We start from the raw sequence: 26021 nt of genomic DNA, 5'->3' as shown, positions 1-26021 counted from the left end.
ACGGCGCGGCGGGGACTACAGTCTGGTGTCATGACGACTTCACCCGTAGATGCCGCCAACGATTCCGTCAACGATGCCGAAGCCCTGGTCGCCACCACCGCCGGAGCCGCCCGCCAGGCCCAGCGCGCCCTGGCCGGCGTCAACCGGGAGCGCAAGGACGCCGCCCTGCACGCCCTGGCCGACGCCCTGACCGCCCGCGCCGAGTTCATCCTCGCCGCCAATGCCCGGGACCTCGAACGCGCCCGCGCCGCCGGCATGAAGCCGGGACTTATCGACCGCCTCGCCCTGGACGGCGACCGCATCGCCGCCATTGCCGACTCCCTGCGCGAGATCGCCGCCCTGCCCGACCCGGTGGGTCAGATCGTCGACGGGCAGACCCTGCCCAACGGGCTGCGGGTGCGGCGCGTGCGCGTGCCGCTCGGCGTGGTCGGCATGATCTACGAGGCCCGCCCCAACGTCACCGTGGACGTGGCCGCCCTGACCCTGAAATCCGGTAACGCCGTCGTACTGCGTGGCGGCAGCGCGGCCGCGGACACCAACGCCGCCATCATCACCGTGCTGCGCGACGCCCTGACGGCGGCGGGCCTGCCCGCCGACCTGGTCACCACCATCGACCCGGCCGGCCGCGCCGGAGCCACCGCCCTCATGCATGCGCGCGGCCTGATCGACGTGCTCGTGCCGCGCGGCGGGGCGGGATTGATCCGCACCGTGGTGGAGGAGTCGAGCGTGCCCGTGATCGAGACCGGCTCGGGCAACTGCCACGTGTACGTGGATGCCGCCGCCGACCTGGCCGCCGCCGTCGACATCATCGTCAACGCCAAGACCCAGCGGGTCGGGGTGTGCAACGCCGCCGAGACGCTGCTCGTGCACCGCTCCGCCGCCTCCGCCTACCTGCCGGCCGCCGCGGACGCCCTGTGGGAGCGCGGCGTCACCCTCCACGCCGACGCCGCCGCCCGCGCCTGCGTGGAGGAGCAGGCCTCCGCCCAGGGCCGTGCGGAGCTGCTGGTGGACGCCACCGAGGCGGACTGGGAGACCGAATACGGTAGCCTGGACCTGGCGGTGCGAGTGGTCGACACCATCGACGACGCGATCGCCCACATCACCGCATACTCGACCGGACACACCGAGGCGATCCTGACGCAGGACGTGGCCGCCATGAACCAGTTCGTCAGCCAGGTCGACTCGGCGGCCATCATGGTTAACGCCTCCACCCGCTTCACCGACGGCGGGCAACTGGGACTGGGCGCTGAACTCGGCATCTCCACCCAGAAGCTCCACGCCCGCGGCCCCATGGGCCTGGCGGCGCTGACCACCACCAAGTGGGTCGTCGAGGGGGCGGGGCACGTGCGCCCCTGACCCGATATTCACCCCGCCGCTTCCCGGCGCCGGGGGGCAAGCACCAGGAGGCAATAGCCATGAACCCCGACCGAGGCAGACCGCTGGCGGTGCTCGTCGCCGCCGCGGCCACCGTTCTGCTCGTATGTGTGGCCATCCTGATTCTGCGTCGTCCCGCCGGCCTCGACGACGAACCCGGCATCGCCATGACCCCGGCAGCCACCACGACCGCCCAGGTCGGCCGCAGCGCCGGACCCCTGATGACGCCGCCTCCGGACTCCGACGACGACGCCAATGACAGCGGCTCGGACGGCGTTGACGATGGCACCCCCGAGGTGGTGCAGCAGGCGCCGCCCCAGAACGTCTCGCCCCAGGGAGGCTCCGGATCTGGCTACGGCACTGGCACCACGAGCAACAGCGGCAGCTCGAACAGCAGCTCTGACACCGACTCCGACGACGATGACAGAGACGACGATGACGGCGACGAGGACGACGACTGACCGGTCGGCCTCCGATCGCGCCTACTGCCGGGGCGAGGTGGCGGCCCGACGCAGGGCCGCGGGCTTCAGGTGAGCCGGTAGCCGACGCCGCGCACCGTCTCCAGCCGGCCCTTACCGAGCTTGCCGCGCAGGTAGGAGACGTACACGTCCACCACGTTGGAGCCCGGATCGAAATCCAATCCCCACACATTCGCCAGCAGTTGCTCCCGGCTGAGCACCTGCCCGGGGTGCCGCATGAACATCTCGGCGAGCGCGAACTCCCGGGCCGACAGGTCCACCCACTCCCCGTCCACCCGCACCCGGCGCGTGTGAATGTCCAGTGCCAGGTCCTTGTGCTCCAGCACCCCCCGCTCGGTCGGTGCCGCCTCGCGGGGGCGCAGCCGCAGCCGGATCCGGGCGACGAGCTCGTCGAAGGAGAAGGGCTTGGGCAGGTAGTCGTCGGCGCCGCCCTCGAGCCCGGCCACCCGGTCGGCCACGGAGGAGCGGGCGGTGAGCATGATGACCGGAGTGGTCACTCCCTGGCCGCGCAGCTGCTCGAGCACCTCGAAGCCGTCGATGTCCGGAAGACCCACATCCAACAGGATTATGTCCACGTCGCCCAGCAGAGCCATCTCGACGGCGTCCGCACCGTTGTTGACGGCTTTGGGGACGAAGCCGGCGGCCTTGAGCCCCTTGGTCAGGAACGAGGTGATGCGCTCCTCGTCCTCCACAATCAGTACAGTGGCCATGTCTTAATCCGACTCCTTCTGCTGCGCCGACCGTGTCTCGCCAACGGTTGTCAGGGGAATGCGCAGCGTAAACACAGATCCTCTCCCAACCTCGGAGGAGATTGCGAGTCGGCCGTCGTGCGCGTCAACGATGCTCTCCACGATGCTCAGGCCGAGGCCGGCCCCGGAGGCGTGGCGCGTGGCCTCAGCGGTCCGGGCGAACCTGAGCCGGATGCGCTCCACATCCTCCGGGGCTATCCCGATGCCCTCGTCCTCGACCCAAAGGAACAGCTCACTCCCATTGATCTCCGAGCCGATGGCGACCCGCGAATCCTCCTCGGAGTACTTCACCGCATTCGCCGCGAGCTGCAACCAGGCCTGGGTGATGCGCGCCGGGTCGAGCACGGCCGTCCCGGAGGCACACCCTCCCAGCTGCCAATCCCGGTCTCCCAGAGCGCAGGCCTTGTCGAATACTTGCAGCGTCAGCGCCTCGATGTCGGTGGGCTCGGGGGTGACGAAGTCGCTCTGCGTACTGCGTGCCAGATCCAGTAGATCGTCGATCAGCGTGCCCATCCGGTCCAGCTCGTCCAGGGCCAGCTCGGAGGTCTGCCGCACGTCATCCGGATCGTCGGGGTCGATGAGTTCAAGGTGACCGCGCACCACCGTTATCGGGGTGCGCAGTTCATGGCCGACGTCGTCGAGCAGCTCCCGCTGGGCTTCCACCGCGCGCTGCACCCGGTCCAGCATGCGGTTGACCGCGGCCGCCAGCGCCGACAGGTCGTCATGACCGCGCACCCGCACCCGGGTGGTCAGATCGCGTTCGTCGATCGACTCGGTGGCGTTGCGCAGTTCCCAGATGGGACGCAGCAGCCGTCCGATGCCCAACCAAGCCAGCGCCGCCACCAGCATCATGGTCACGGCCGCCGCGGAGGCGTACATGCGCATGGTGCGCCACAGGCCGGCCTCGGCGGCGTTCAGGTCGACGACGCGTGCCAGGACGGCCGTTGTGTTTCCGTCCGTCACCGGCACGGTGAGCACCTGGTAGCGTCCGTCGGCGGTCTCGATGGTGAAGATTGAGGAGACGTCCGCGTCCGCTCCGGCCAGTAGCCGATCCACCAGTTCGGGATCGTCCTCCGGGCGCAGCCGGACGCCCTCGGCCGACACCCACTGCACGGCGCCGTCGACAATGCCGAGCTGCCCCTCCCCGGAGCCCAGGACGGAGCGCTCCATGTAGACGCGCAGCGTCTGGGCCGGGTCGGTCAGCGGCTCCCCGCTGGTCGGGTCGATGCCATCATCCGCCAGGCGTCGCAGTTCCTGGCGGGTGAGCACGAGCCGGTCGTCGATGTCCGCATGGGTGGAGCGCAGATCCAGCATCCACACGGCGGCGCCGGAGGTCGCCAGAGCGACCGAGGCGACCAGGATGATCGTCCAGATGATCCGGGTGCGTATGGTCGCCCGGGAGAACGGGGCGGTGACCTTCACGCGTCCATTGTGCCCGCCGCGGCCCTGTTCGCGCTCCTCGTTCGGCTCCCGCCCATGCTCTGCGCCGCCGGTGTGGCCGCGCCTGCCGTCGGCGAACGGGGCATGCATTCATCCTCCCGGGGTGCGGGCCGCCCAGGCCCGGTCGGGTGCGGCGGCCAGGCACAGGGACTCGCGCGTCCAGGCGGGCAGCCACGACTGTGCGCCGGGGCGGAAGGCGTGTACGAAGCTCAACCGCAGTCGCGAAGCCAGGTAGTAGACCGACAGCCTGGATGCAGATGCGAGGTCTCGCCCCAGGTGTTCCAGGAGCCGACGGATGTGCGTGTGCGCTGCCGTGCCGAGGCGCCCCTGGGTGCGGGCGAGGTCCACGTGCGCGGCCAGGTTTCCCAGGTCGAGGGCGGGTTCCGCCAGAGCGGCGGTGTCCAGGTCGAGCAGTGACAGGGTGGTGCCGTCCCACAGCAGCTGACCGTCGTGCAAGTCCCGGTGGGAGGCGGCCGGCGGGTCTCCCGGCTGCCGCAGCAGGGCGGAGACCCGGTCGACAGCCGCGCCGACTCCATCCGGGGCTCCGATGACGTCGATCACGCCCAGGTTGCGCGCGTGGCGGTGCCAGCGTTGCAGCACCGCCGCCTCATCGGTTCCGGTGTGCTCCGGCAGCGTCTCGGGACGGATGACCCCGGGCCACAGCTGTGCCAGCCGCTCCCACCCGGGCAGCCCGGCGTCTGCCAAGTCATGGAGGGAACGGCCAGGCAGCAGTTCCAGGTCCACGCTGGAGGCGGAGCGGTCCAGAACTTCGGCGGTGCGCAGGCCGGCCCGCAGGAACGGACGCGCGGAACGCGGGTCGGCCAGTCTCGCGGCCTTCCCGGCGCGCACCAGTTTGTGCACCCGGTCAGCGCCCATGACGACGGCGCGGCGCCCCGCACGGTGGACCACCAGGCGCCCTTCGGCGTGCGGGGCCACCAGCAGTGGGGACAGGCTTGGCAGGGCCGGATCCTGGGCGTAGGCGAGTGTCTCCACTTCTCCGGTCACATGGATCCTTCCAGCCCGCAAACGCCCCGAGGAGTCCCGGCACTCGAAAACCAGGCCCCGGTCCTTGTCCGGCCAGGCGCGCTCCCACCCGGCGAGCCCCCGGAGCGCGGCAATGACGGGCTGCGGGTTCTCCTGGGCGGGTGTGGTACGGGTTTCCCCACCGGTGCTCATGATGCCTCCTGCGATTGCCGGCAGTGCAGGTTCTTCCCGAACCCCCACCCGGCGCGACCGGGCGACGCGTCGAGCAGAGCCTCGATACGGTCGATTTCTGCGGCGATTCGGCGGCGCCAGTGGGGGTCGCCATGGCGCAGCGGATCCTGGAGGCGCTCCAACCGGGCTCGGGCGACGGCCTGCCGCAGCTGGTCGTCGCCAGGGACCCGGCCGCCGGCGTCGGCGTAGCCCTCAAGCAGGGCGAGGGCGGTGGAGGAGTCGGCCATGGCCAGGTAGGAGCCCAGGTCGACGACGGCCGGCGCCAGCCGGGCCCGGTCGAAGTCGGTGAGCCAGATCCGGCCGGTGCTCCGGTCCAGGAGCACCTGATCGGGAGAGGCATCCCCATGGATGAACACCGGTTCTTCCCACGGCTGCCGGGGCATGACCTCGCCCAGGCGGTGTACCCGGGCGGCGAGCGTCGGGTCCAGGTGGTTCAGTATGCGGGTATGCACCAGCGCCGGGTTCTCGGCGTCCGGGACCAGACTCTCCAGGTTCCGCCGCAGTGCCTCGGGTAGCGCGGTGGTGGCCGCGTGCAAGGCGGCTAGGGCGGCGCCGGCGCGGGCGGTGGCCGTCTGATCGTGGTGGCGGCTCAGGTCGGTATCGCCGACGAAGCGTTGAATACTCACGTGCCCGGTGCCCGGTGGATCCGGGACGGGCAACTGCGGGGGGACCGGCACATGCCGGGACGCGAAGTCCTGCAGGGCGTTGACCCGTCGCTGGGAGGCCGCGGTGACCCGCACCACCCCACCGGGTGTGCGGACCACCAGGCGGCGCAGCGGGTTGTAACGCAGCAGATTCCCCTCCAGGGCTCCCAGGAGATCGGCGTCGCGGGCCGCGGCGGTGTGCTTCACCAGTGCCGGGTCGGCGGCCACTTCTCCGCTTTGGAACAGCAGGCCGTCGCCGGTGTCCCGCTGCGTTGTGCGCATTCCCAGCCGGTCGGCGCGGCGGGCGGCCTTGGCCGCCTTCACCCGGCTGCCCGGCCACAGCAGTCGGGCCCAGCCCGCGCTGCGCCCGGTGTCGGCCCGAAGCAGGGACACCGTCACCGATACTCCCGGTTTAATGCGCATTCGTGCGGCCCGTACCGGTGCTCCGACGAGCTCGCTGAGCCGGTCAGGGGCGAGCACCATGTCGACGGCGCTGCGCGTGCTACTGACGTACATGAGTCCTCCCGTTCAGGTCGTCGGCCCGGTTGTTGTCCCGGGCTGGTTCCCGTTTGACGCTGGTGAGCAGTTCCTGCTGGGCGGCGCCGGCGGCGGCCCACGCCTTGAATAGCGGCGACTCGTCGAGCAGCTGCTGCGGGGTGCCGTCGAGCCGGACCCGGCCGTCCTCGATCCAAATGACCCGGTCGGAGCGCATGGCCACCTCGGTCTCGTGGGTGACCGCCAGCAGGGTGCGGCCGCGGGAGAGCCGGTCGACGGCGTCCAGTACGGCCGCCGATGACGTCGGGTCCAGGCCGGTGGTCGCCTCGTCCAGGATCACGACGGGCGCGTCGCGCAGCAGCGCCCGCACGATGGCGACGCGTTGGCGCTGGCCGCCGGATAGCGTGCCGCCGCGTTCGCCGACGATGGTGTCGTAGCCGTCGGGCAGGGAGGTGATGAACTCGTGCGCCCCGGCCGCCACCGCGGCGGCCTCCACCTCGGCGTCGGTGGCCTCGGGACGGCCCATGCGGATGTTCTCCCGGATGGTGTCGGCGAACAGGACCGCCTCCTGATGCAGCACCGATATATGCGAGCGCAGCTCGGTCAGGTCCAGACTGGTCAGGTTGTGTCCGTCCAGGCGCACTCTGCCGTTCACCGGGTCGATCGCTCGTACAACCAGGGAGGTCAGGGTGGACTTGCCGGAGCCGGACGGACCGATGATGGCCACATGTTCGCCCGCCTTGATCTGCAGGTTGATGCCGTGCAGGATCTCGTGGCCGTCGTACTCGGTGACCACGTCCTCAAAGGTCAAGGAGCCGCGCACGTGCCCGAGCGGCACCGGGTCAATCGGGGAGACGATGTCCGGGCTCACGTCCATGAGGTTGGCCACCCGCTCCCCGGAGGCAGCGGCGCGGGCGATGCGGCCGGTGTACTTGGCCATGTCGCGCAGTGGCTTCATGGTGGTGCGCAGGTAGGTGTTGAACAGGACCAGGTCGCCGGGGGTCATTGCCCCGGCCAGCACCCGCAGACCACCGCCCACCAGCACCACCGCGGAGGCCAGGCCCACGATCACGTCGGTGGTCCGCTCCAGGCGCGCCGCCAGGCGCAGTGAGCGCACACCGGCGTGCAGGGAGGTCTGGTTGGCGTTGACGAAGCGGTCCTCCACGATCGGCTCCAGGCCATATGCCTGCACCACCTTGATGGTGCTCAGCGCCTCCTGGGCGGTGTTGGCCAGGTGCCCCTCGGACTTGCGGGTGCGGCGGGCCGCGGAGGTGATCTTCTTCGAACTGCCCGAGGAGGTCAGGAAGAACAGGACGATCGCGCCCACCACCACCAGCGACAGCAGCGGGTCCAGCCACACCATCACCCCCAGCATGACCGTCAGGGTGAGCACGTTGGCGGCCAGCGGCAGCCCCGCAGTCACCGCCACGTCCTGCATGCGGGCCACGTCCGAGACGAGGCGCTGCACCGTGTCCGCGGAGCGATTGCGGGAGTGGAACTGCTGGGAGAGGGTCTGCACGTGGTGGAAGGCGCGGCGTCGCAGCGCGATCGCGGTGCGGGAGCCGGCCAGCGCGAAGGAGACGGTGGCCAGGTAGTTGCACAGCGCCCGCATGGCGACGATCGCGATGAGCGCCGCCCCCAGCCCGAGCAGGCGGGCGAGGTTGGCGGGCGCATAGCCGGTTTCGGCACCCAGCGAGGACAGCACCGAGTCGATGACGATCTTCATGGGCCACGGCTCGGCCACCCGGAAGACCACCTCGGCCAGCAGCGCCACCGTGCCGCCGGCCACCAGCCGGACCTGCGGGCGCAGGTCCGGGGCGACCAGGCGCAGGGTGCGGCTCAGCGCGGAGCGGGAGATCTGGGGTTCAGACATGCTGCACCTCCGCCTGGTTGAGGATCTGGGCGACGACGGCGTCCCAGCCGTGGTGCTTCTCCGCCCGGCGCCGTCCCAGCTCGCCGCGGCGGGCACGCAGCTGCGGGGTGATCGCGAGCCCGTCCAGGGCGGCGGCCAGGGCGGCCGGGTCCGACGGCGGCACCAGGACGCCGATGCCGTCGAGCAGCCGCGGCAGCTGGCCGACGGCGGAGGCGACCACCGGCAGTCCGGCCGCCAGGTACTCCAGCACCTTCAGTGGGGAGAAGTACTGCTCATCCTCCCCGCCCAGGTCCGGGTAGGGGGCCACGCCGATGGCGCTGCCCGCCAGTGCCGCGGGTACGTCGTCCGGCGCCAGCGCCCCCCGGAAGTCAACCTCCAGGCCGAGTTCCTCCGCCTGGGCGTGCAGGGCCTCGCGCTCGGGGCCGTCCCCGATGATGCGCAGACGCCAGTCCTCCCGGGCCAGGGCGGCGGCCCGCAGCAGGTCCGCCACGCCGTGCCACGGTTTGAGCGTGCCCACGAAGGTGACGATCACGGCGTCCGGGTCCTCCGGGGAGGGGCGCAGCCGGTTCAGGTTGACGCCGTTGGGAATGGTGACGGCGCGCGGGGCGTCCACGAGCCCGCACACCCAGCGGCGCACCGGTTCCGAGACGCATACGGTGGTGCGGGCGGCACGCACCTGGGCGCGCAGGGCGGACCGGGCCCGCGCCTCATCCACCAGGGTGCGGTGGTGGCGCTGTTCGTCGATCAGTGGTGAGTTGACCTCCAGGACTCCGGGAATGCCGGCGCCAGCCAGGTCGGCCAGGGCGGTGGAGAACAGGGAGTAGCGCTCGTAGACCAGGTCCGCGCCGTCCTCGCGCACCTGCTGGGCGAGCAGGGCGGCGGCCTCGGCCTGGGCGCGCTCGCGGGCGGCGGCGTCGGCCGCATCGATCCGGACGATGCGCACGGGCAGGTCGGCCAGCTCAGCGGGCACCAGGTTGCCGCGGCGCACCGCGTAGACGGTCACCTCGTGGCCGGCGCGGCGCAGGGCGCGCACCACCTCCTGAATGTGGACGGAGGCGCCCTTGGCGCCGAAGATCGGCACGCCCGGGTCGGTGCAGATGTAGGCGATACGCATCAGTGAACCTCCTGAAGTTCGGGGGTGGACTCCCAGGCGGACAGCACGGCCGCCTGGGCGCGGGAGTCGAAGTCCCGCTCGATCAGGGCGCGGGCATTGCGGGCCAGCGGGGCGGCGTCGACGGTGCCCTCGGCCAACTCGCGCAGAGCCCGGGCGAGTGCTTGCGGGTCGCTGTGCGGCAGCAGGATTCCGGTGTCGCCGTCGCGGATGACCTCTGGTAGGCCGGTGACGTCGGTGGCGATCACGGGCGTGCCGCAGGCCATCGCCTCCAGCACCACCGTGGGCAGGCCGTCGATGTTGCCGTCCTCGGCGGGCTTGCTCGGCGCGGCAAACACCTGGGCGCGGCCCAGCAGGGCGCGCACCTCCGCCTGGGTGAGCGGCCCGAGCAGGTTGACTCGGTCTCCCAGTCCCAGAGCGGTGATTTGCCCGGCCAGGCAGTCGCGTTCCTCGCCCTCGCCGGCGATGTCAGCCACGACCGGAATGCCGGCCTTGGTGAGGATGCCGACGGCGTCGATGAGGTCGTCGAAGCCCTTCTTGGCCACCAGCCGGCCGACCGCTACGACGTGCAGCGGGCCGTCGGCGGGGGCGGGCGGGCGGAATGGGAAGCGATCTAGTTCGAGGGCGTTGTAGCGCAACTCGATGCGCGCCCCGGTGCCGGCGAGCACCGAGTGCAGGTAGCGCTCGTTGTAGCGGCTGATGGCGATCACCCGGTCGGCGTCGGCGCAGATGCGGCGCAGCCACAGCGGGTCCACCGACTCGTGGTAGATGTCCTTGGCGTGGGTGGTGACCGTGTAGGGGATGCCGCTCAGCTGGGAGGCGATCCAGGCGGTGCGGCCCGCCAGGGAGGCGAAGTGGGCGTGCAGGTGGGTGATGCCGGCGTCGCGGGCGGCGCGGGCCAGGGCCGCCCCCTGCGCGACCTCGTCGCCCGGCAGGTCGGCCACGGCCGGCAGGATCTCCGCCAGGTGCGTGCGCATGTCCGGCTCGTTCACCGAGTTCGCGAGCAGCTCCCACATGTCGATGGCTCGACGTGGGCGCGGCACCCAGTTGACTTGGGCGCGGATGCGGGCGATCTCCGGGTGGAAGCGGGAGTCGGTGGAGGGGCGCAGGGCGTAGATGGTCAGGTCGTCGCCCAGCGCCTCGCGGGCGAGCATTTCGGTGACCACGAAGGTCTCCGAGAAGCGGGGGTAGACCTTGAGCACGTATCCGATGCGAGTCATGAGGCTATCTCCTGTAGTGCGTGGGTGGTGGCCAGTTGTGCGCGCAGCAGGGCGGCGGCGCGGCGGGCGGTGGCGGGCAGCCCGTCGGTGTTCAAGTCGGTGCGGGGCATGCGCCGGGTGACGGCCCCGGCGGCCCAGGCGGTGAGTCCCTCGGGGGTGAGCTCGGTGGTACGCATGACGTCCACGGCGTCGACCGCCTGGAGGGCGCGGGCGCGGATGAGCTGCTCCAGGCGCGGTTGCTCACGCGGGACGATCAGGGCCGGGGTGGAGGTGGCCAGGATCTCGCAGGCGGTGTTGTAGCCGCCCATGGCGATCACCGCCGCGGCCCGTTCGATCCACCGGCTCAGCCCGGGTAGGGAGCGGTGCACCTCGGTGGTCGGGCCGGCGGCCGCCTGCACGGCGTCGAAACCGGCGTCATCCAACTGTGGGCCGGTGACCAGTACGTGCCGGTGGCCGGTGGGCGGGGTCATGCGGACGGCGCTGCGCAGCAGCTCGAGGCCGTCGGAGCCGCCGCCGACCGTGGTCAGGACGAACGGGTCCTCAGGCGCCCGGACGCCCCGCTCCAGCAGGCTGCGGCCCTTGGCCAGGTAGCCGGTGAACACGGCGCGGTCGCGCAGGCACATGGGGACCTCGCCGGTGGTGACGGGGTTGTGCACGGTGGGGTCGCCGTACACCCAGACCTCGTCGATCAGGCGCCGCAGGTTGGCGGGGGTGTCCAGGTTGCGCCATTCGGCTGCGGCGACCTCGGGGGCGTCCAGCACCTCGCGCAGGCCCAGCACGATCCGGGTCTGGGGTGAGGTGGCGCGCAGGTGCTTCAGTGGTGCGCGCAACTCCTTGCGCACCCCGTAGATGTGGCGGTCGACGATCACCAGGTGCGGGGCGAAGCGCTGGAGTGTGCTGGCGACGAGCCCGGAGCGGAGCGTGGCCAGGGAATCGGGGGTGCCGCGCAGGCCGCGGGGGCGGTATCCGTTGTCACCCTTGGTGAAGCCCGGCAGCACCAGCCAGTCGAAGCCGGCGGGCAGGGGGAAGCCGGGGGAGGGAGACACTCCGGCCACCAGCAGGCCGGTGACCGACGCGCCGGTGAGCGCGGGCAGCTCGTTGGCGAGTTGGTGGGCGAGTGCGAGGTTGCGGCGAAGGTGACCCAGGCCTTGGGCGTCGTGGCTGTAGAGCACGACGCGGATGTTGCGGGGCACCGACCGGCGGGCCAGGGCCCGTGTAGAAGTGGGGATGGCCGGGCTCGGCGGCTCCGGGGCCGGCCGTGGTGGCGGCACCGTCAGGGTCGGGGTCAGATGCTGTGGGCGGATCATGGGAGTATTCCTTCCGGTCGCCCGGTGGCGACTTCATAAAGAAGACTCCCGCCCGCCCAGAAGGCGACGGTGAGACAACGATGAGAGTTTTCTAAGGTGCCCTTGCGTGCTCTGTGACCCGCGGCCTGCTCCGCGGCCGAAGGCCCGGTGAGGTGCGGGTTGCGGCAGGCGTGGGGCGGCCGACGGCTAATCGTCTAGGCTGTACGCAACCCGCAGGCCAGTGCCCCGCCGGCCGCGGCACTCGTGGATGCGAAGGACGCGCATGAGCGACTTGGTTAGTACGGCCCGCAAGACGCTGTGGCACGCCCGCCACGGCGGAATCACCGGGGTCAAGGAGTTCCCGGCGCCGCCAGCGTGTAGCAGCACAAGCACGTGCCGGTAAACGGTCTCGTGTACGTGCGGACGAGAACAACTTCCCGGTGTTGAACGTGCAACGCGTAGACGCTACCGGGCTCGCACCGGGCATGCCACGGATTGACGCCCGCGGGTGAGCACCCTCTCAGAGCGCGGCGGTCGCGGGAGCAGACAACGTGTCGGAATGTGACAGACTCTCCGGTGAACAGCCACCGCGGAAGGGGACCGCATATGCCCGCAGGCACGCTCAACGTCGCCGCCTATGACACCACCCTGCGCGACGGAGCCCAGCAGCAGTCCATCGCCTTCACCGTCGCCGACAAGCTGGCCGTCGCCCGGCTGCTGGACAACCTCGGGGTGGCATACATCGAAGCTGGCTGGCCCGGCGCCATCCCCAAGGACACCGAGTTCTTCGCCCGCGCCCGCACCGAACTGGAGTTGCAGAACGCCCGGCTGGTCGCCTTCGGCTCCACCTGCAAGGCGGGCGTGTACGCGGCCGACGACCCGCAGGTGCAGGCCCTGTTGGACTCCGGCGCGCCCGTGGTCACGGTGGTCGCCAAGTCCGATCCGGTGCACGTCGAGCGGGCCCTGCGCACCAGCCTGGGGGAGAACCTGCGCATGGTGCGGGACACGGTCACGGTCCTGGCCGCGGCCGGCCGCGAGGTCATGGTCGATCTGGAGCACTTCTTCGACGGCATCGACCACGCCGAGGCGGGCGCGGCCGGTTCCACCGCCGCGTCCTCCGCGACCGGTCCGGCGGAAGGTGCCGTGGGCGGCGAGGCCACGGGCGTCGTCGGCGACCCGGAACTGCCCTACCCGATCGCCGTCGCCCTCGCCGCGGCGCGCTCCGGCGCCACCGCCGTCATCCCCTGCGACACCAACGGTGGCACCCTGCCCAATCGCGTCGGCGAGCGGGTGACCCGCCTGCGGGCGGCACTGCGCCGGGCCGGGTACGCCGACTGCACCATCGGTATCCACACCCACGACGACGCCGGCGTGGCCGTCGCCGGAGCGCTGGCCGCCGTCGAGGCCGGCGCCCGCCAGGTGCAGGGCTGCGTGAACGGGCTGGGCGAGCGCACCGGCAACGCCAACCTGCTCACTCTCATCGCCGATCTGGAGCTGAAGACCGACTTTGCGGTACTGCCCGGCGACCCCGCCGAGCGCGCCCGCCGCCTGGCCGAACTGTCCGCCGTCTCCCGGCACGTCGGTGAGATCGTCAACCGGCCGCCGTCGAGCCGCCTGCCGTATGTGGGCACGAAGGCCTTCGCCCACAAAGCCGGGCTGCACGCCTCCGCGATCCGGGTGGATCCGAACCTGTACCAGCACATTGATCCCGAGCGCGTGGGCAACACCATGACCATGCTGGTCTCGGAGATGGCCGGGCGCGCCTCGATCGAACTCAAGGCCCGCGAGTTCGGCATCGACACCGCCGGCGACCGGGAGTTGCTCACCCGGGTGACCGAGACCGTCAAGGCGCGCGAGGCCGCCGGCTACACCTATGACGCCGCCGACGGCTCCTTCGAGCTGCTGCTGCGCACCGCCCGCGGCGACCTGCCGGAGTACTTCCGGGTGGAGTCCTGGCGCGCCTCCATCCAGGCCCGCCCCCTGCCCGGGCAGCGGCTGCTGTCCACCGAGGGCGACACGGTCACCGAGACCGAGGCCACCGTGCGCCTGTGGGCCGGCGGGCGGCGCTTCGCGGTCCTGGGGGAGGGCAACGGGCCCGTCAACGCCCTGGACCACGCGCTGTGCGCGGCACTGGAGCAGGTCTACCCCGAGACCGCCGACTTCGAACTGACCGACTACAAGGTGCGCATCCTGGACACCGAGCGCGGTACCCGCTCGGTGGTGCGCGTGCTCATCGACATCACCGATGGGGAGGAGACCTGGTCAACCGTCGGCGTGGGCACGGACGTGGTCGAGGCCTCTTGGGAGGCGTTGACCGACGGGCACATCGTGGGCCTGCTGCGCCGCGGCGTTGAACCGCGGTAGGCGCAGCGTCGGCTCACAGGCCGCCTTCGGCTCACAGCCCGCCCAGGAACTGGGCGATGAAGATCTTCACGATCATGGCCACCGGATAGACCATCGCGTAGCCGAGCGCCACGCGCGGGTCGGAGCCGGTGCGCTCGTTGGCGAAGGCCAGCACCGCGGGCTGCGTCTGCAGGCCGCCGAGCAGGCCGGACAGGCGCGTACCGCCCATCTTCACGATCCAGCGCATGGACGCGTACATTCCGAAGCCCACGATCGTGGTGATCACGAAGCCGGTGATCAGGATCTTCCACCAGTCGCCGCCGGTGAAGGCATTGGCGATCTGGCCGCCTGCGCGCGTACCGGCCTGCGCCAGGAAGATCAACAGGCCCAGCTCGGAGAGCACCGCCGTCGCCGTGAACGGCATGGCCGTGACGAAGCTCTTGATGCGGCCGATGCGGCCGAAGATCAGGCCGATGATGAGCGTGCCCGCGGCGGAGCCGATGGAGAAGGTGGAGCCGCCCGGTAGCGGGATCGCCCACTCACCGATGATGATGCCGACGGCCATGCCCAGCCCCATCGCCACCGGGTTGATGGAGGAAAGGCCGTGGGCGGAGTCGCCGAAGAACTTGGACAGCTCGGCCATGCGGCCGGTCGGCGCTACGACACGCACGCGGTCGCCCTGCTGGAGCACCAGGTCGGGGGTGCCCACCATGTCCACGTCGCCGCGGCGCACGCGGGAGATGGTGGCGCCGAACTTGTGGTCGATGTCGAGGTCGCTCAGGGCGTGCCCGGCAAGCTTCGGGTCGGAGACGGTAATACGGCGGAAGTCGAGGTAGCGGCGGTCCTCGATCAGGGAGTGGGAGGAGGAGTGGCCGATCTCCGCGATGACCTGGTTGACGGCGTCCTGTGTGCCGACGACGGTGATCAGGTCGTCCTTGTAGATCCGGTCGGTGGGGGTCGGCCGGGTGATGGGGCCGGTCTCGCCGCGGCGCAGGCGGGAGAACTTCATCTCCCCGCTCACGCGTTCGGCAATGTCACCCAGCTGTGGGGCGTCGTCGCGCTCCACGCGCACCGTGCGGTTGATCAGGGGGGAGGGGGCGTCCTTGTCGGAGCGGCGGTAGCGCAGCGCGAGCAGGCAGAAGAACAGCATGCCGATGACGCCGTACAGGTAGGCGACGGCGTAGCCGACCGTGGCGATCGCCATGCCGTCGGCGTTGCCGGCCGCGGTGGCGGCCCCGCCGGCGGCGGCCAGGGCGGGCGTGTTGGTCAGCGCACCGGCGAAGGCGCCGGCGATCATGGCGGAGTTCATTCCCAGGGCTCGGCCCACGGCCAGGCCGGCCCCGGCGCCGACCACCAGCACCACCAGCATGATGGCCAGCGGCCCGGCGGCCGTGCGCAGCACGTGGAAGAAGTTCGGCCCGGACTGGATGCCGATCGCGAAGGTGAAGATCGCCAGCCCAAGCGTGCCGATCTGGGCGGGCACCTCAATGGTGATGCCCTCGGCGGTGCCCCAGGCGGCCAGGACGATCCCGGCGAAGAGGACGGCCGCCGCCCCCAGGCTGACGCCGCCGACCCTGATGCGCCCGACCAGCATGCCGATGCCGATAAGCAGGAATAGGACCAGAACCGGGTTCTCGGCCAAGGCATTGAGTAGTCCGGTGACCACGTGCTGATGCCGCCTTCCTCTTGCACGGGCCGACGGCGTTGCCCACACCGTGGCCGCATAGCTGCGTGTTTAACGGCAGTATTCTGGCATCCCGCTTTAGCTCATCGGGCGGACCAAAGACCGCGCCGACGCGAGACGTCTGACATATGTGGCTGAATGCAGCAATATGCGGCAGCTGCCCCACCGCCGGCTGCCCGCCCGCCCTTAGCCTCCGGGCACTCTGCGAGCCCACATCCGCGGTCCGTGATTCCAATATGTGAGACAACGGACAGTGAAATCGACGTTGCGGCGCGCGGCATCATACGGTTCCACCTGAGTCGGCCCCGGCCGACCAGGAAAGTAACTCAAGCACGCTGAGCTCACGGATAGGAGGGCGGACGATGGTTCGTGACAGTGGTTCCCCGGACCAGAACCAACAGATGACAGGTGCCCAGGCGCTCGTGCGTTCCCTGGAGGAGATCGGCGTTACCGACATCTTCGGCATGCCCGGCGGCGCGATCCTGCCCTTCTATGATCCGCTGCTGGCCAGCGAGAAGATCCGCCACGTGCTGGTACGACACGAGCAGGGCGCCGGTCACGCCGCCGAGGGCTACGCCATGGCCACCGGGAGGGTCGGCGTATGCGTGGCCACCTCCGGCCCCGGCGCCACCAACCTGGTCACCGCCATCGGCGACGCCCACATGGACTCCGTGCCCATGGTCGCCATCACCGGCCAGGTCGGCTCCACCGCGATCGGTACCGACGCATTCCAGGAGGCGGACATCGTCGGCTCCACCATGCCGTTCGTCAAGCACTCCTTCCTGGTCACCTCCCCCGACGAGGTCCCCAGCCGTGTCGCCGAGGCCTTCCACCTGGCCTCCACCGGCCGCCCCGGCCCGGTGCTCATCGACTTCACCAAGGACGCCCAGGTCGGCGAGACCGAGTTCCACTGGCCGCCGCGCATGGACCTGCCCGGTTACAGCCTGCCCGGCAAGCCCAACCAGCGGCGCATCGCCCAGGCCGCCGAGGCCATCGCCTCCGCCGAGCGCCCCGTCTTCTACCTCGGCGGCGGCCTGAGCCGCGCCGGCGTGCCGGTCGAGCAGCTGAACGAGCTGGTCCAGCTGGTCGGCGCCCCCTTCACGACGACGCTGACCGCCCTGGACGTGCTGCCCACCGACCACCCGCTTAACCTGGGCATGCCCGGTATGCACGGCACCGTCGCCGCCGTCGGCGCCCTGCAGCGCGCCGACCTGATCATCACGCTGGGGGCCCGCTTCGACGACCGCGTCACCGGCAAGCCGGACACCTTCGCCCGCCACGCCGCCGTCATCCACGTGGACATCGACCCCGCCGAGATCTCCAAGATCCGCACCGCCGACATCCCCATCGTGGGCGACCTGAAGGACGTGGTGCCGGCCCTGACCGCGGCCTGCCGCGAGCAGTTCGCCGTCGAGCCGCGCGCCGAGATCGACCAGTGGCTCACCGAGGTCGCGCACATCCGCGTCACCTACCCCACCGACTGGACCGACACCGACGACGGCCTGCTCCAGCCCCAGGAGGTCATCACCCACCTGGACAAGGCGGCAGACAAGGACACCATCTGGGTGACCGGCGTCGGCCAGCACCAGATGTGGGCGGCCCACTATCTGCACTTCAACCAGCCCCGCTCCTGGCTCACCTCCGCCGGCGCCGGCACCATGGGCTACGGCGTGCCCGCCGCCATGGGCGCGAAGGAGGCCTGCCCGGACCGCCCGGTCTGGTTGATCGACGGCGACGGCTGCTTCCAGATGACCAACCAGGAACTGGCCACCTGCACGCTCAACAACATCCCCATCAAGGTCGCGATCATCAACAACTCGTCTCTGGGCATGGTGCGCCAGTGGCAGAACCTGTTCTACGGGGAGCGCTACTCCAATACCGACCTGCACACCGGCGCCGGCACCGAGCACATCCCCGACTTCGCCAAGCTCGCCGAGGCCTACGGCGCCGTCGGTCTGCGCTGTGAACGGCTCGAGGACGTCGATGACGTGATCGCCCAGGCCAACGCCATCAACGACCGCCCGGTCGTCATCGACTTCATCGTGTCAGCCGACGCCCAGGTGTGGCCCATGGTCGCGGCGGGCGTGTCCAACGACGAAATCCAGCACGCGCGCGGGATGAGCCCCGTGTGGGAGGAGGAGTGAGACCATGAGCGAGAAGCACACGCTTTCGGTTCTGGTGGAGAACAAGCCCGGCGTGCTCACGCGCGTGTCCGCGCTGTTCACCCGCCGCGGCTTCAACATCCATTCCCTGGCGGTCGGCCCCACCGAGCACGAGGACATCTCGCGCATCACGGTGATCGCCGACGCCGAGGGCCCGGCCATGGAGCAGGTGACCAAGCAGCTGAACAAGCTGGTCAACGTCATCAAGATCGTCGAACTGGATCCGGACACCTCGGTGGGCCGCGAGCTGTACCTCATTAAGGTGCGTGCCGATGACTCCAACCGGACCGCCGTACTCCAGATCGTCGACCTGTTCCGGGCGCACGTCGTGGACGTGTCCCCGACCTCGGTCGTCATCGAGTCCGTAGGCTCGGAGTCCAAGGTCAAGGCCCTTCTGGACGCCCTGGCCCCCCACGGGGTCAAGGAGATCGTCCAATCCGGTGCGGTCGCGATTTCGCGCGGTCCCCGTTCCATCACCGATCAACTCAAGGAGAAGTGAGAACTCACCATGGCAGCTGAGAAGTTCTACGACGACGACGCCGACCTGTCGGTCATCCAGTCCAAGAAGGTGGCCGTCATCGGCTACGGCTCGCAGGGCCACGCCCACGCGCTGAACCTGCGCGACTCCGGCGTGGAGGTCGTCGTCGGCCTGCGCGAGGGGTCCAGCTCCGTCGCCAAGGCGCAGGAGGCCGGGCTGACCGTCAAGCCGATCGCCGAGGCCGTGGCCTGGGCCGACGTCACCGTCGTGCTGGCCCCCGACCAGGTGCAGGCCGAGCTGTACAAGCAGGAGATCGAGCCCAACCTCAAGTCCGGCTCCGCCCTGCTGTTCTCCCACGGCTTCAACATCCACTTCGGCTACATCACCCCCGCCAAGGACATCGACGTGGTGATGGTCGCCCCCAAGGGGCCCGGCCACACCGTGCGCCGCGAGTTCGAGGCCGGCCGGGGCGTGCCCGTGCTGGTCTGCGTGGAGCAGGACGCCTCCGGCCAGGCCTGGCCGCTGGTGCTCTCCTACGCCAAGGCGATCGGCGGCACCCGCGCCGGCGCCATCAAGACCACCTTCCGCGAGGAGACCGAGACGGACCTGTTCGGTGAGCAGACCGTCCTGTGCGGTGGCGTCTCCAAGCTGATCGAGTACGGCTTCGAGACGCTGGTCGAGGCCGGCTACCAGCCCGAGATGGCCTACTTCGAGGTCTGCCACGAGCTCAAGCTCATCGTCGACCTGATCAACGAGGGTGGCATCTCCAAGCAGCGCTGGTCCTGCTCCGACACCGCCGAGTACGGCGACTACGTCTCCGGTCCGCGTGTGATCACCCCCGACGTCAAGGAGCACATGAAGGAGGTCCTCGCGGACATCCAGGACGGTTCCTTCGCCAAGCGCTTCATGGACGACCAGGCGGCCGGCGCCCCGGAGTTCAAGCGGCTGCGCGCCGAGGGCGAGGCCCATCCGATCGAGGCCGTTGGCCGCGAGGTGCGCTCCATGTTCGCCTGGCGCGCCGATCGCGACAAGGACTACACCGAGGGCTCGGCCGCGCGCTGACCCGGTGGTAGGCCGCATCCTTCCGGAAGAGAATGTGCGGGCATAGTGCTCGACCGTTTATAACGGATTTTGCGGTGCTAATACATCCCGGTGGGGGTGGCGGGCTTCGGTCCGTCGCCCCCACGCATTTTCCGGATTTAATCGTTACAGAACGCGGTCAATGTCGCGTTTTGAGCACGCTGGCGCATTCTCGCGTATTGGTACTTACCTGAGGATAAACTGAGAGGCGTATCGACGGGAGGCGAGGGGGGCAGAGGCGTGCTTACTCGTTTCGAGGTAACGGGATTCAAGAACCTCGTTGACGTGAGGGTGGACTTCGGGCCATTCACCTGCATCGCCGGCCCCAACGCGGTGGGAAAATCCAACCTGTTCAATGCCATCGAGTTCCTATCCCTGCTCAGCTCCAACTCATTCCACGACGCCTGCCTCCAGGTGCGCCCGACCGCTCAGCAGCATCTCGACGTCGCCTCCCTGCTGTCCGCCGGCGTGCTGGACGGCGCTGCCAACTTGGGATTCGCCGCGGAGATGATCCTGCCACCGCGTGCGGAGGATGAATTCGGGCAGACGGTGGCGCCGTCGTGCGGTTACGTGCGCTACGAGGTGGAGATTGCCGTGCAGCAGGATCCGACCGTCCCGGGAGGTCTGCGCCTGCGGTTGGCGCGGGAGCAACTGCGCGCACTGGACGATGCCGCCGGCGGCCTGCGTTTCCCGGAGGCGGAGGCGTGTCGGCGGTTCATCGCCTGCGGGCCCTCAGATTCGGAGGGCCGTTTCCTCGACTATCAGGCTTCTCACGGTCAAGGTGCGGTGATTGTTCACCGGGAAGCCAACGGCAGGCCGCGGCGGGTGCTCGCCGATGGTGCCCAGCGCACCGTGCTTTCCGCCGTCGCCAGTGCCGAATACCCGACTATTCTGGCGGCGCGCACAGAAATGTCGTCGTGGAGATTCTTGGCCCTGGAGCCCTGCGCCATGCGTGCCCCCGATGATTTAATGGAGCGGAGCACCATTTCCGCTTCCGGGGCGCATGTGCCGGCGGCGCTTTACCGGCAGAACCTGGCCGCCGGGCGTGACGGCGCGGTGCTGCACCGCGTGTGCGACGCCGTCGCCCCGTTGGTCGACGTGCGCAGTCTGACGATCACGGAGGACCCGGTGCGTCAGGCCCTGGAGTTGCGGGCCCAGGTCGGGGACGCCCCGGAGCTGCCGGCGCGGGCGCTGTCGGACGGGACGCTGCGCCTGCTCACGCTGGCCGCGATCGGGGTGGCGGAGGACTACTCGGGGATGCTGTGCCTGGAGGAGCCCGAGAACGGGATTCACCCGGCCAAGCTCCCGGAGCTGTACCGGCTGCTGCACGGCCTGTCGGCGCCGGCCTCCCAGCACCTGCGACAGGTCGTCGTCAACACGCACTCGCCCAACCTGTTCCAGTGCGCCGAGGACGCCGAAGTGCTGTGCGCCGTCGGGCGCAAGACGCGCAGTGGGGACGGCACGCGCGGCGAGGCGGTGGACTTCCACCCGCTGGCCGGCACCTGGCGTGCCCGGGGCTGGGGCGGCCAGGGCATGCGGCCGGTTCCCCGCAGCACCGTGCAGGCCTATCTGGGCGGCTCCGCAGCGGCCGCGGACTGAGCCGGCGCGGAGGTGCCCGGCTCTTGCCAGTGTTGGAGCGGCACGGCTGTTAGCCTGGTCGGGGACTTGTGCAAACGCTGCGGGAAGGAGTCGAGGCCGTGCTGACCAGGATCGAGATCTCGGGGTTCAAGAACCTCCGGGACGTCGCCGTTGACTTCGGCCCGATGACGGTGATCGCCGGGCCGAATGGCGTTGGGAAGTCGAACCTGTTCGACGCGATCGAGCTGCTCAGCCTCCTCGTGCAGTACCCGTACCGCGAGGCATTCCGGCGACTGCGTTCCGATGGCGGCCAGAAGACGCCGCTGCGCGTGCTCTTCCCGCCCGAGTCGCTCGCCGACGGACACACGGTCCGGCTCGCCGCGGAGGTCACGGCCGACGTCGACGTGACGCCGCCCTGGCAGATGGCGCTGCGCGATCCTCGGCCGGGGCTGCCAGCGGCCCCCACGCGTACGGAGAGGTTTCGCTACGAGGTCGAGTTCCGCGTCAATGAACGCGATGGCGACACCGACCTCACGTTGGTTCGGGAGCACCTCGTCTCCGACACTCGCGGGACGCACATCTGGACGAGCGAAGAGTCATTGGATAGCGATGATGCGTCAAATGACGACTCTTTTGACGTTGTCTTTGTTGGCCGCGATGATGTTGAGCCTCCACCAGGATATGGCCAGCAAGCTCTGCCGCTGCTTTCGGTCGAAGACAGTGTAAGTACCCTGCTCGGCCATCCGGCCGGTGCGGGCTCCTCACGAGCCGTCGCCGCCGTCGCTGCGCAGATGCGCTCGTGGCGCTTCCTGTCCCTTGAGCCCTCCGCACTGCGGCGCGCGGATGACCGTGACGAGGAGGCGGACATCACGGCGTCGGGAGAGCACTTAGCCTCGACTCTCTACCGACGTGCCGCTCGGGACGACAGCCGGGTCTACCAGGACATCATCGATGCCCTGGCCCCGTTCCTTGAGATGCGCACGCTGCGAGTGGTCCCCAACGGCGACTACCTGGAGCTGCGCGCCAGGATCGGGGACGGGCCCGAGCTGTCCGCGCGCAGCCTCTCCGACGGCACCCTGCGTCTCATCGCACTCGCCGCTCTCGCGGTACTGGATTCCGGCCCGAGCCTCGTCGCAATCGAGGAGCCGGAGAACGGCCTCCACCCCGCCAAGATCGCTGACATACTTGAACTGCTGCGCTCCATGACCGAAGCCCGTGACGGCCACGCCGGGCAGGTCCTCGTCAACACGCACTCGCCCTACTTGGTCCAGGACGCCATGCAAGACCACGCCGACGACGTGCTGTGCGCGGTGCCATGGCGACGCCGGGACGCCGACGGCCGCATCACGGAGTCCGTGACCTTCAATCCGTTGCCGGGCACTTGGCGGTCGGAGCAGTGGGAGCGCTCGGATGACCGCCCGCGGAGTTCGGCGCCGGTGTCGCGCTCTAAGCTCTTCGCATTCCTGTACAACCCCTCGGAGCCGGAGGAGACCGATGAGTGAGTACTGGCGGTGCGCCTTCATCGGTGAGGGAACCTCCGACAACAGGCTCGCTAAGGTACTCGAGCGGCTGCTCATGAGCATGCGTCCCGGTGCCGACGTGAACCTCGAACCCGAACCGCACGAGTGGAATGGGAAGCGTCCGAACAACGTTGAGGAGAAGATCAAGGCGCTGGCAGAAGAGCCGTATGACCTGATCTTCGTGCACCGCGACGCCGACAACGCCGGCATAGAGGCTCGGATCAAGGAGTGCCGCAAGCCGGGCGACGACCGCGTCGTGCCGGTGATCCCGGTGACGATGACCGAGGCCTGGGTGCTGGCGGACCTGTGGTCTAACGAGAAGGAGAAGGAGACCTTCCGAGCCTGGGCGGCGGGGAAGGGGCTCAGTCGTAAAGTGATCGAGGGGCTGGCCGACCCCAAGCGAACGCTGGAGGAGTACCTCAACCGGGATCGTTCTAGCTTCATGAAGGCGACCGCGTTTGCTCGAAAGCGCTCGCAACTCGTCGAACAGATCCGGATTGACGGCGACGTCAAGCATCTGGAGGCCTGGAAAAGGCTAGAGAAGGAGCTCGAGTCCGCCCTGGTCAGGAATCGGCAGCACCTGGGCTATGAGTAACGCGGGTGCCCCGGTTCGCGGTGGCTGCGTCTTCGCGTTGCACGACCTTGGTGCGCGTTCCACGACTACCCCGTGGTCGTGGAACGCGCACCAAGGTCGTGGAACATCGCCCGGGGTCGTGCAACTACGCCGTGGTGACGGCGCGCAATGTCTGGGCGGTGCCGGGAAGTCGGCAGGTGGTGGGCAGGAGCGGCGCAGTGCCTGCTGGCGGGTCCCGGGTCCGCCAACCGCCCGCCGGTATCTGAGATGCCCGCCCGGAGCGACGGCCGATCCGCTTAGGGTCGCCGCATGACGCAGACCATCAAGCTTGCAGTGATCCCCGGCGACGGCATCGGCAAGGAGGTGGTGCCCGAGGGCCTGAAGGTACTTGAGGCGGCCCTTGAAGGCAGCGGCGTCACCCTGGAGACCACCGACTTCGACCTGGGCGCCGAGCGCTGGCACCGCACCGGCGAGACCATCACGGACGCCGAGCTGGAGGACATCAAGACCCACGACGCCATCCTGCTGGGCGCCGTCGGCGACCCGTCGGTCCCCTCCGGCGTGCTCGAACGCGGCCTGCTGCTGCGCCTGCGCTTCGCCCTGGACCACTACGTCAACCTGCGCCCCTCCAAGTACTACCCGGGCGTGGCCACGCCCCTGGCCGACCCCGGGGACATCGACTTCGTGGTGGTGCGCGAGGGCACCGAGGGCCTGTACTGCGGCAACGGCGGCATCGTGCGCACTGGCACCCCGCAGGAGATCGCCACCGAGGTCAGCGTCAACACCGCCTACGGGGTCGAGCGCGTGGTGCGCTACGCCTTCGAGACCGCCCAGGCCCGCCCCGCCCACCACCTCACCCTGGTGCACAAGCACAATGTGCTCGTAAACGCCGGCCACCTGTGGCGCCGCGTGGTCGAGGAGGTCGGCACCGAGTACCCGGAGGTGAAGGTGGACTACTCCCACGTGGACGCCGCCACCATCTACCTGGTCACCGACCCGGGCCGCTTCGACGTGATCGTCACCGACAACCTCTTCGGCGACATCCTCACCGACGAGGCCGGCGCCATCACCGGCGGCATCGGCCTGTCGGCCTCGGGCAACCTCAACCCGGTCGGCGAGTTCCCCTCCATGTTCGAGCCGGTCCACGGCTCCGCCCCGGACATCGCAGGCCAGGGCAAGGCCGACCCGGTGGCCACCATCTCCGCCGTCGCCATGATGCTCAGCCACCTGGGTCTGGGCACCGCCGCCGCCCGCGTCCAGGCCGCCGTCGACGCCGACATGGCGGCCCGGGCCGCGGCCGAGGCTGTCGGCGCTCCGCTGGTGCGCACCACCAGCGAGATCGGGGATGCCATCGCTGCCGCCGTGCGCGGCTGACACCGACGCGGACCCCGGCCCGGAGGCGGGCGCTGGAGGGTCCACGTGGGCGACGCCGTCGGCTCGCTTCGCCAGGGCATGCGCGCCCGGGCGAGGCCGACGGCGCGGATGGAGTCAGTATGTGAGAGACGCCCGTCCGCTGCGTGAAGCGGCGGTACAGTGCCGGTATGTCTGCCCCAGCCGTCGCACCCACACCCGATTCACTCGACACGCCCCTGGCCCGCGCCGCCGCCGTCCCGGTCCCTCCCGCCGACGCGCTCGCCGGGCGCTTCCCCCTGTCCGCCAATCCGCACCCGGCCACCGACGCCGAGCGCGCCCAGGCGCTGACGGACCTGCACTTCGGCCGGGTGTTCACCGACCACATGGCTCACGCCCGCTGGACGCGCGCGGACGGCTGGGGCGACTACGGCATCGTCCCCTTCGACGACCTGACGCTGTCGCCCGCCGCTGCCGTCCTGCACTACGCGCAGGAGATCTTCGAGGGCATCAAGGCCTATCGGCACGACGACGGCTCGATCTGGACCTTCCGGCCCCGCTACAACGCGGCCCGGCTCAACCTGTCCGCTCGGCGTATGGCCATCCCCGAACTGCCGGAGGACGACTTCATCGCCTCCCTGGTGGACCTGGTGCGCACCGACGCCGACTGGGTGCCCTCCGGTGAGGGGGAGTCCCTGTACCTGCGCCCCTTCGCCTTCGCATCCGAGGCTTTCCTGGGCGTGCACGCCGCCAGCACCATCGACTACTACGTGATCGCCTCCCCGTCGGGCGCCTACTTCACCCACGGCCTGCAGCCCATCTCCATCTGGGTCGCCCAGGACTACCACCGGGCCGGCCGCGGCGGCACCGGCTTCGCCAAGACCGGCGGCAACTACGCCTCGTCCCTGCTGCCGCAGGAGGAGGCCGACGCTCGGGGCTGCGACCAGGTGTGCTTCCTCGACGACGTCACCGAGAAGAACCTCGAGGAGCTCGGCGGCATGAACGTGATGGTGGTGGACGCCGACGGCACCGTGCGCACCCCGCGGCTGACCGGCACTATCCTGGAGGGCAACACGCGCAGCGCCATCATTCGCCTGCTGCAGGACTCCGGCCGGCGCGTCGTGGAGGAGACCATTCCACTGGAGGGCCTGCTGGAGGACATCTCCTCCGGCAAGGTCCGCGAGGTGTTCGCCTGCGGTACCGCCGCCGTCGTCGTACCGCTGGGGCGGCTGAAGGGCGAGGGCTTCGACGTGTCCATCGAGGGCAGTGAGGTCACCCACGAGATCTACGAGCGGCTCACCGGCATCCAGTACGGGCGCTTGGAGGACCCCTACAACTGGATGTACCGCCTGGCGTGACGTCGCAA

Annotated in this window: 20 protein-coding genes; 11 read left to right on the top strand and 9 right to left on the bottom strand. The window is 70.0% G+C overall.

The annotated features are described in order from the left end of the window. The first annotated feature begins 30 nt into the window (after nucleotides 1–30). Nucleotides 31–1356 carry a glutamate-5-semialdehyde dehydrogenase gene (locus ACGLYG10_RS01280; RefSeq protein WP_073327237.1) on the top strand — a complete coding sequence of 442 codons (1326 nt, stop codon included), beginning with the start codon at nucleotides 31–33 and terminating at the stop codon, nucleotides 1354–1356. A 59-nt stretch (nucleotides 1357–1415) separates the two neighbouring features. Continuing rightward, nucleotides 1416–1835 (top strand): hypothetical protein, encoded by a 420-nt coding sequence (locus tag ACGLYG10_RS01275; RefSeq protein ID WP_073327236.1) that lies wholly within the window; start codon nucleotides 1416–1418, stop codon nucleotides 1833–1835. A 65-nt stretch (nucleotides 1836–1900) separates the two neighbouring features. Here ACGLYG10_RS01275 and ACGLYG10_RS01270 read toward each other — a convergent pair whose 3' ends face one another. The 8 genes from ACGLYG10_RS01270 to ACGLYG10_RS01235 are packed head-to-tail and all read right to left on the bottom strand — an operon-like array spanning nucleotide 1901 to nucleotide 11907. Beyond that, the gene (locus tag ACGLYG10_RS01270) at nucleotides 1901–2563 is read right to left on the bottom strand and encodes a response regulator transcription factor (RefSeq protein ID WP_073327234.1); all 663 of its coding nucleotides are present in this window, start codon (nucleotides 2561–2563) and stop codon (nucleotides 1901–1903) included. Between the two features lie 3 nt (nucleotides 2564–2566). Continuing rightward, on the bottom strand, nucleotides 2567–4132 hold the full coding sequence (locus ACGLYG10_RS01265; RefSeq protein ID WP_083565280.1) for a sensor histidine kinase: 1566 nt from the start codon (nucleotides 4130–4132) through the stop codon (nucleotides 2567–2569). Continuing rightward, nucleotides 4133–5218: a phosphotransferase family protein gene (locus ACGLYG10_RS01260; RefSeq protein ID WP_073327233.1), complete on the bottom strand. Its 1086-nt coding sequence runs from the start codon at nucleotides 5216–5218 to the stop codon at nucleotides 4133–4135. Beyond that, complete coding sequence (locus ACGLYG10_RS01255; RefSeq protein WP_073327231.1) at nucleotides 5215–6417, bottom strand: phosphotransferase family protein; 1203 nt, start codon at nucleotides 6415–6417, stop codon at nucleotides 5215–5217. The genes ACGLYG10_RS01260 and ACGLYG10_RS01255 overlap by 4 nt, the downstream gene beginning before the upstream one ends. Next, nucleotides 6404–8269, bottom strand: coding sequence for an ABC transporter ATP-binding protein (locus ACGLYG10_RS01250; RefSeq protein ID WP_073327230.1), 1866 nt, complete (start codon nucleotides 8267–8269; stop codon nucleotides 6404–6406). The genes ACGLYG10_RS01255 and ACGLYG10_RS01250 overlap by 14 nt, the downstream gene beginning before the upstream one ends. After that, entirely contained in the window at nucleotides 8262–9383 is a 1122-nt protein-coding gene (locus ACGLYG10_RS01245; protein ID WP_073327228.1) for a glycosyltransferase family 4 protein, read from the bottom strand. The genes ACGLYG10_RS01250 and ACGLYG10_RS01245 overlap by 8 nt, the downstream gene beginning before the upstream one ends. Next, nucleotides 9383–10600, bottom strand: a complete 1218-nt coding sequence (locus tag ACGLYG10_RS01240) for a glycosyltransferase (RefSeq protein ID WP_073327227.1) — start codon at nucleotides 10598–10600, stop codon at nucleotides 9383–9385. Before ACGLYG10_RS01240 ends, ACGLYG10_RS01245 begins: the two co-directional genes overlap by 1 nt. Beyond that, the gene (locus ACGLYG10_RS01235; RefSeq protein WP_139240687.1) at nucleotides 10597–11907 is read right to left on the bottom strand and encodes a glycosyltransferase family protein; all 1311 of its coding nucleotides are present in this window, start codon (nucleotides 11905–11907) and stop codon (nucleotides 10597–10599) included. The genes ACGLYG10_RS01240 and ACGLYG10_RS01235 overlap by 4 nt, the downstream gene beginning before the upstream one ends. 585 nt (nucleotides 11908–12492) lie before the next feature. Here ACGLYG10_RS01235 and ACGLYG10_RS01230 point away from each other — a divergent pair. Further along, nucleotides 12493–14250, top strand: a complete 1758-nt coding sequence (locus tag ACGLYG10_RS01230) for an alpha-isopropylmalate synthase regulatory domain-containing protein (RefSeq protein ID WP_073327225.1) — start codon at nucleotides 12493–12495, stop codon at nucleotides 14248–14250. 31 nt (nucleotides 14251–14281) lie between these two features. Here the strand turns inward: ACGLYG10_RS01230 and ACGLYG10_RS01225 are convergent, their stop codons facing one another. Next, complete coding sequence (locus tag ACGLYG10_RS01225) at nucleotides 14282–15895, bottom strand: aspartate:alanine exchanger family transporter (RefSeq protein WP_073327224.1); 1614 nt, start codon at nucleotides 15893–15895, stop codon at nucleotides 14282–14284. 380 nt (nucleotides 15896–16275) lie between these two features. On the opposite strand from ACGLYG10_RS01225, the gene ACGLYG10_RS01220 reads away from it, so the two are divergent. The 8 genes from ACGLYG10_RS01220 (at nucleotide 16276) to ACGLYG10_RS01185 (ending at nucleotide 26013) form a co-directional block, all read left to right on the top strand. Beyond that, nucleotides 16276–18057 (top strand): acetolactate synthase large subunit, encoded by a 1782-nt coding sequence (locus ACGLYG10_RS01220; protein WP_073327222.1) that lies wholly within the window; start codon nucleotides 16276–16278, stop codon nucleotides 18055–18057. Between the two features lie 4 nt (nucleotides 18058–18061). Then, nucleotides 18062–18574 (top strand): acetolactate synthase small subunit, encoded by a 513-nt coding sequence (gene ilvN / locus ACGLYG10_RS01215; RefSeq protein WP_073327221.1) that lies wholly within the window; start codon nucleotides 18062–18064, stop codon nucleotides 18572–18574. A gap of 9 nt (nucleotides 18575–18583) precedes the next feature. Then, entirely contained in the window at nucleotides 18584–19615 is a 1032-nt protein-coding gene (ilvC, locus tag ACGLYG10_RS01210; protein ID WP_073327219.1) for a ketol-acid reductoisomerase, read from the top strand. Nucleotides 19616–19873: 258 nt separating this feature from the next. Further along, nucleotides 19874–21232, top strand: coding sequence for an AAA family ATPase (locus ACGLYG10_RS01205; RefSeq protein ID WP_073327217.1), 1359 nt, complete (start codon nucleotides 19874–19876; stop codon nucleotides 21230–21232). Between the two features lie 98 nt (nucleotides 21233–21330). Beyond that, nucleotides 21331–22713: an AAA family ATPase gene (locus ACGLYG10_RS01200; RefSeq protein WP_073327215.1), complete on the top strand. Its 1383-nt coding sequence runs from the start codon at nucleotides 21331–21333 to the stop codon at nucleotides 22711–22713. Next, nucleotides 22706–23326: a hypothetical protein gene (locus tag ACGLYG10_RS01195; RefSeq protein WP_073327214.1), complete on the top strand. Its 621-nt coding sequence runs from the start codon at nucleotides 22706–22708 to the stop codon at nucleotides 23324–23326. Before ACGLYG10_RS01200 ends, ACGLYG10_RS01195 begins: the two co-directional genes overlap by 8 nt. A gap of 288 nt (nucleotides 23327–23614) precedes the next feature. Further along, nucleotides 23615–24679, top strand: a complete 1065-nt coding sequence (locus ACGLYG10_RS01190) for a 3-isopropylmalate dehydrogenase (protein ID WP_073327212.1) — start codon at nucleotides 23615–23617, stop codon at nucleotides 24677–24679. Between the two features lie 167 nt (nucleotides 24680–24846). After that, nucleotides 24847–26013, top strand: coding sequence for a branched-chain amino acid aminotransferase (locus tag ACGLYG10_RS01185; RefSeq protein ID WP_073327798.1), 1167 nt, complete (start codon nucleotides 24847–24849; stop codon nucleotides 26011–26013). Nucleotides 26014–26021 lie beyond the last annotated feature (8 nt).

It is taken from the genome of Actinomyces glycerinitolerans (assembly GCF_900098745.1).
GTDB classification, from domain to species: Bacteria; Actinomycetota; Actinomycetes; order Actinomycetales; family Actinomycetaceae; genus Actinomyces; species Actinomyces glycerinitolerans.
Note: the sequence above shows the minus strand (reverse complement) of the source record. Positions and strands in the feature narration are given on the sequence as shown.

Bases quoted from the DNA above. Each gene is read 5' to 3' on its own strand.
- ACGLYG10_RS01250 (WP_073327230.1), bottom strand. From the start codon at position 8,269: ATGTCTGAACCCCAGATCTCCCGCTCCGCGCTGAGCCGCACCCTGCGC.
- ACGLYG10_RS01275 (WP_073327236.1), top strand. From the start codon at position 1,416: ATGAACCCCGACCGAGGCAGACCGCTGGCGGTGCTCGTCGCCGCCGCG.
- ACGLYG10_RS01260 (WP_073327233.1), bottom strand. From the start codon at position 5,218: ATGAGCACCGGTGGGGAAACCCGTACCACACCCGCCCAGGAGAACCCG.
- ACGLYG10_RS01255 (WP_073327231.1), bottom strand. From the start codon at position 6,417: ATGTACGTCAGTAGCACGCGCAGCGCCGTCGACATGGTGCTCGCCCCT.
- ACGLYG10_RS01265 (WP_083565280.1), bottom strand. From the start codon at position 4,132: ATGCATGCCCCGTTCGCCGACGGCAGGCGCGGCCACACCGGCGGCGCA.
- ilvC (WP_073327219.1), top strand. From the start codon at position 18,584: ATGGCAGCTGAGAAGTTCTACGACGACGACGCCGACCTGTCGGTCATC.
- ACGLYG10_RS01195 (WP_073327214.1), top strand. From the start codon at position 22,706: ATGAGTGAGTACTGGCGGTGCGCCTTCATCGGTGAGGGAACCTCCGAC.
- ACGLYG10_RS01240 (WP_073327227.1), bottom strand. From the start codon at position 10,600: ATGACTCGCATCGGATACGTGCTCAAGGTCTACCCCCGCTTCTCGGAG.
- ACGLYG10_RS01220 (WP_073327222.1), top strand. From the start codon at position 16,276: ATGGTTCGTGACAGTGGTTCCCCGGACCAGAACCAACAGATGACAGGT.
- ACGLYG10_RS01230 (WP_073327225.1), top strand. From the start codon at position 12,493: ATGCCCGCAGGCACGCTCAACGTCGCCGCCTATGACACCACCCTGCGC.
- ACGLYG10_RS01280 (WP_073327237.1), top strand. From the start codon at position 31: ATGACGACTTCACCCGTAGATGCCGCCAACGATTCCGTCAACGATGCC.
- ACGLYG10_RS01270 (WP_073327234.1), bottom strand. From the start codon at position 2,563: ATGGCCACTGTACTGATTGTGGAGGACGAGGAGCGCATCACCTCGTTC.
- ACGLYG10_RS01245 (WP_073327228.1), bottom strand. From the start codon at position 9,383: ATGCGTATCGCCTACATCTGCACCGACCCGGGCGTGCCGATCTTCGGC.
- ilvN (WP_073327221.1), top strand. From the start codon at position 18,062: ATGAGCGAGAAGCACACGCTTTCGGTTCTGGTGGAGAACAAGCCCGGC.
- ACGLYG10_RS01185 (WP_073327798.1), top strand. From the start codon at position 24,847: ATGTCTGCCCCAGCCGTCGCACCCACACCCGATTCACTCGACACGCCC.
- ACGLYG10_RS01190 (WP_073327212.1), top strand. From the start codon at position 23,615: ATGACGCAGACCATCAAGCTTGCAGTGATCCCCGGCGACGGCATCGGC.
- ACGLYG10_RS01235 (WP_139240687.1), bottom strand. From the start codon at position 11,907: ATGATCCGCCCACAGCATCTGACCCCGACCCTGACGGTGCCGCCACCA.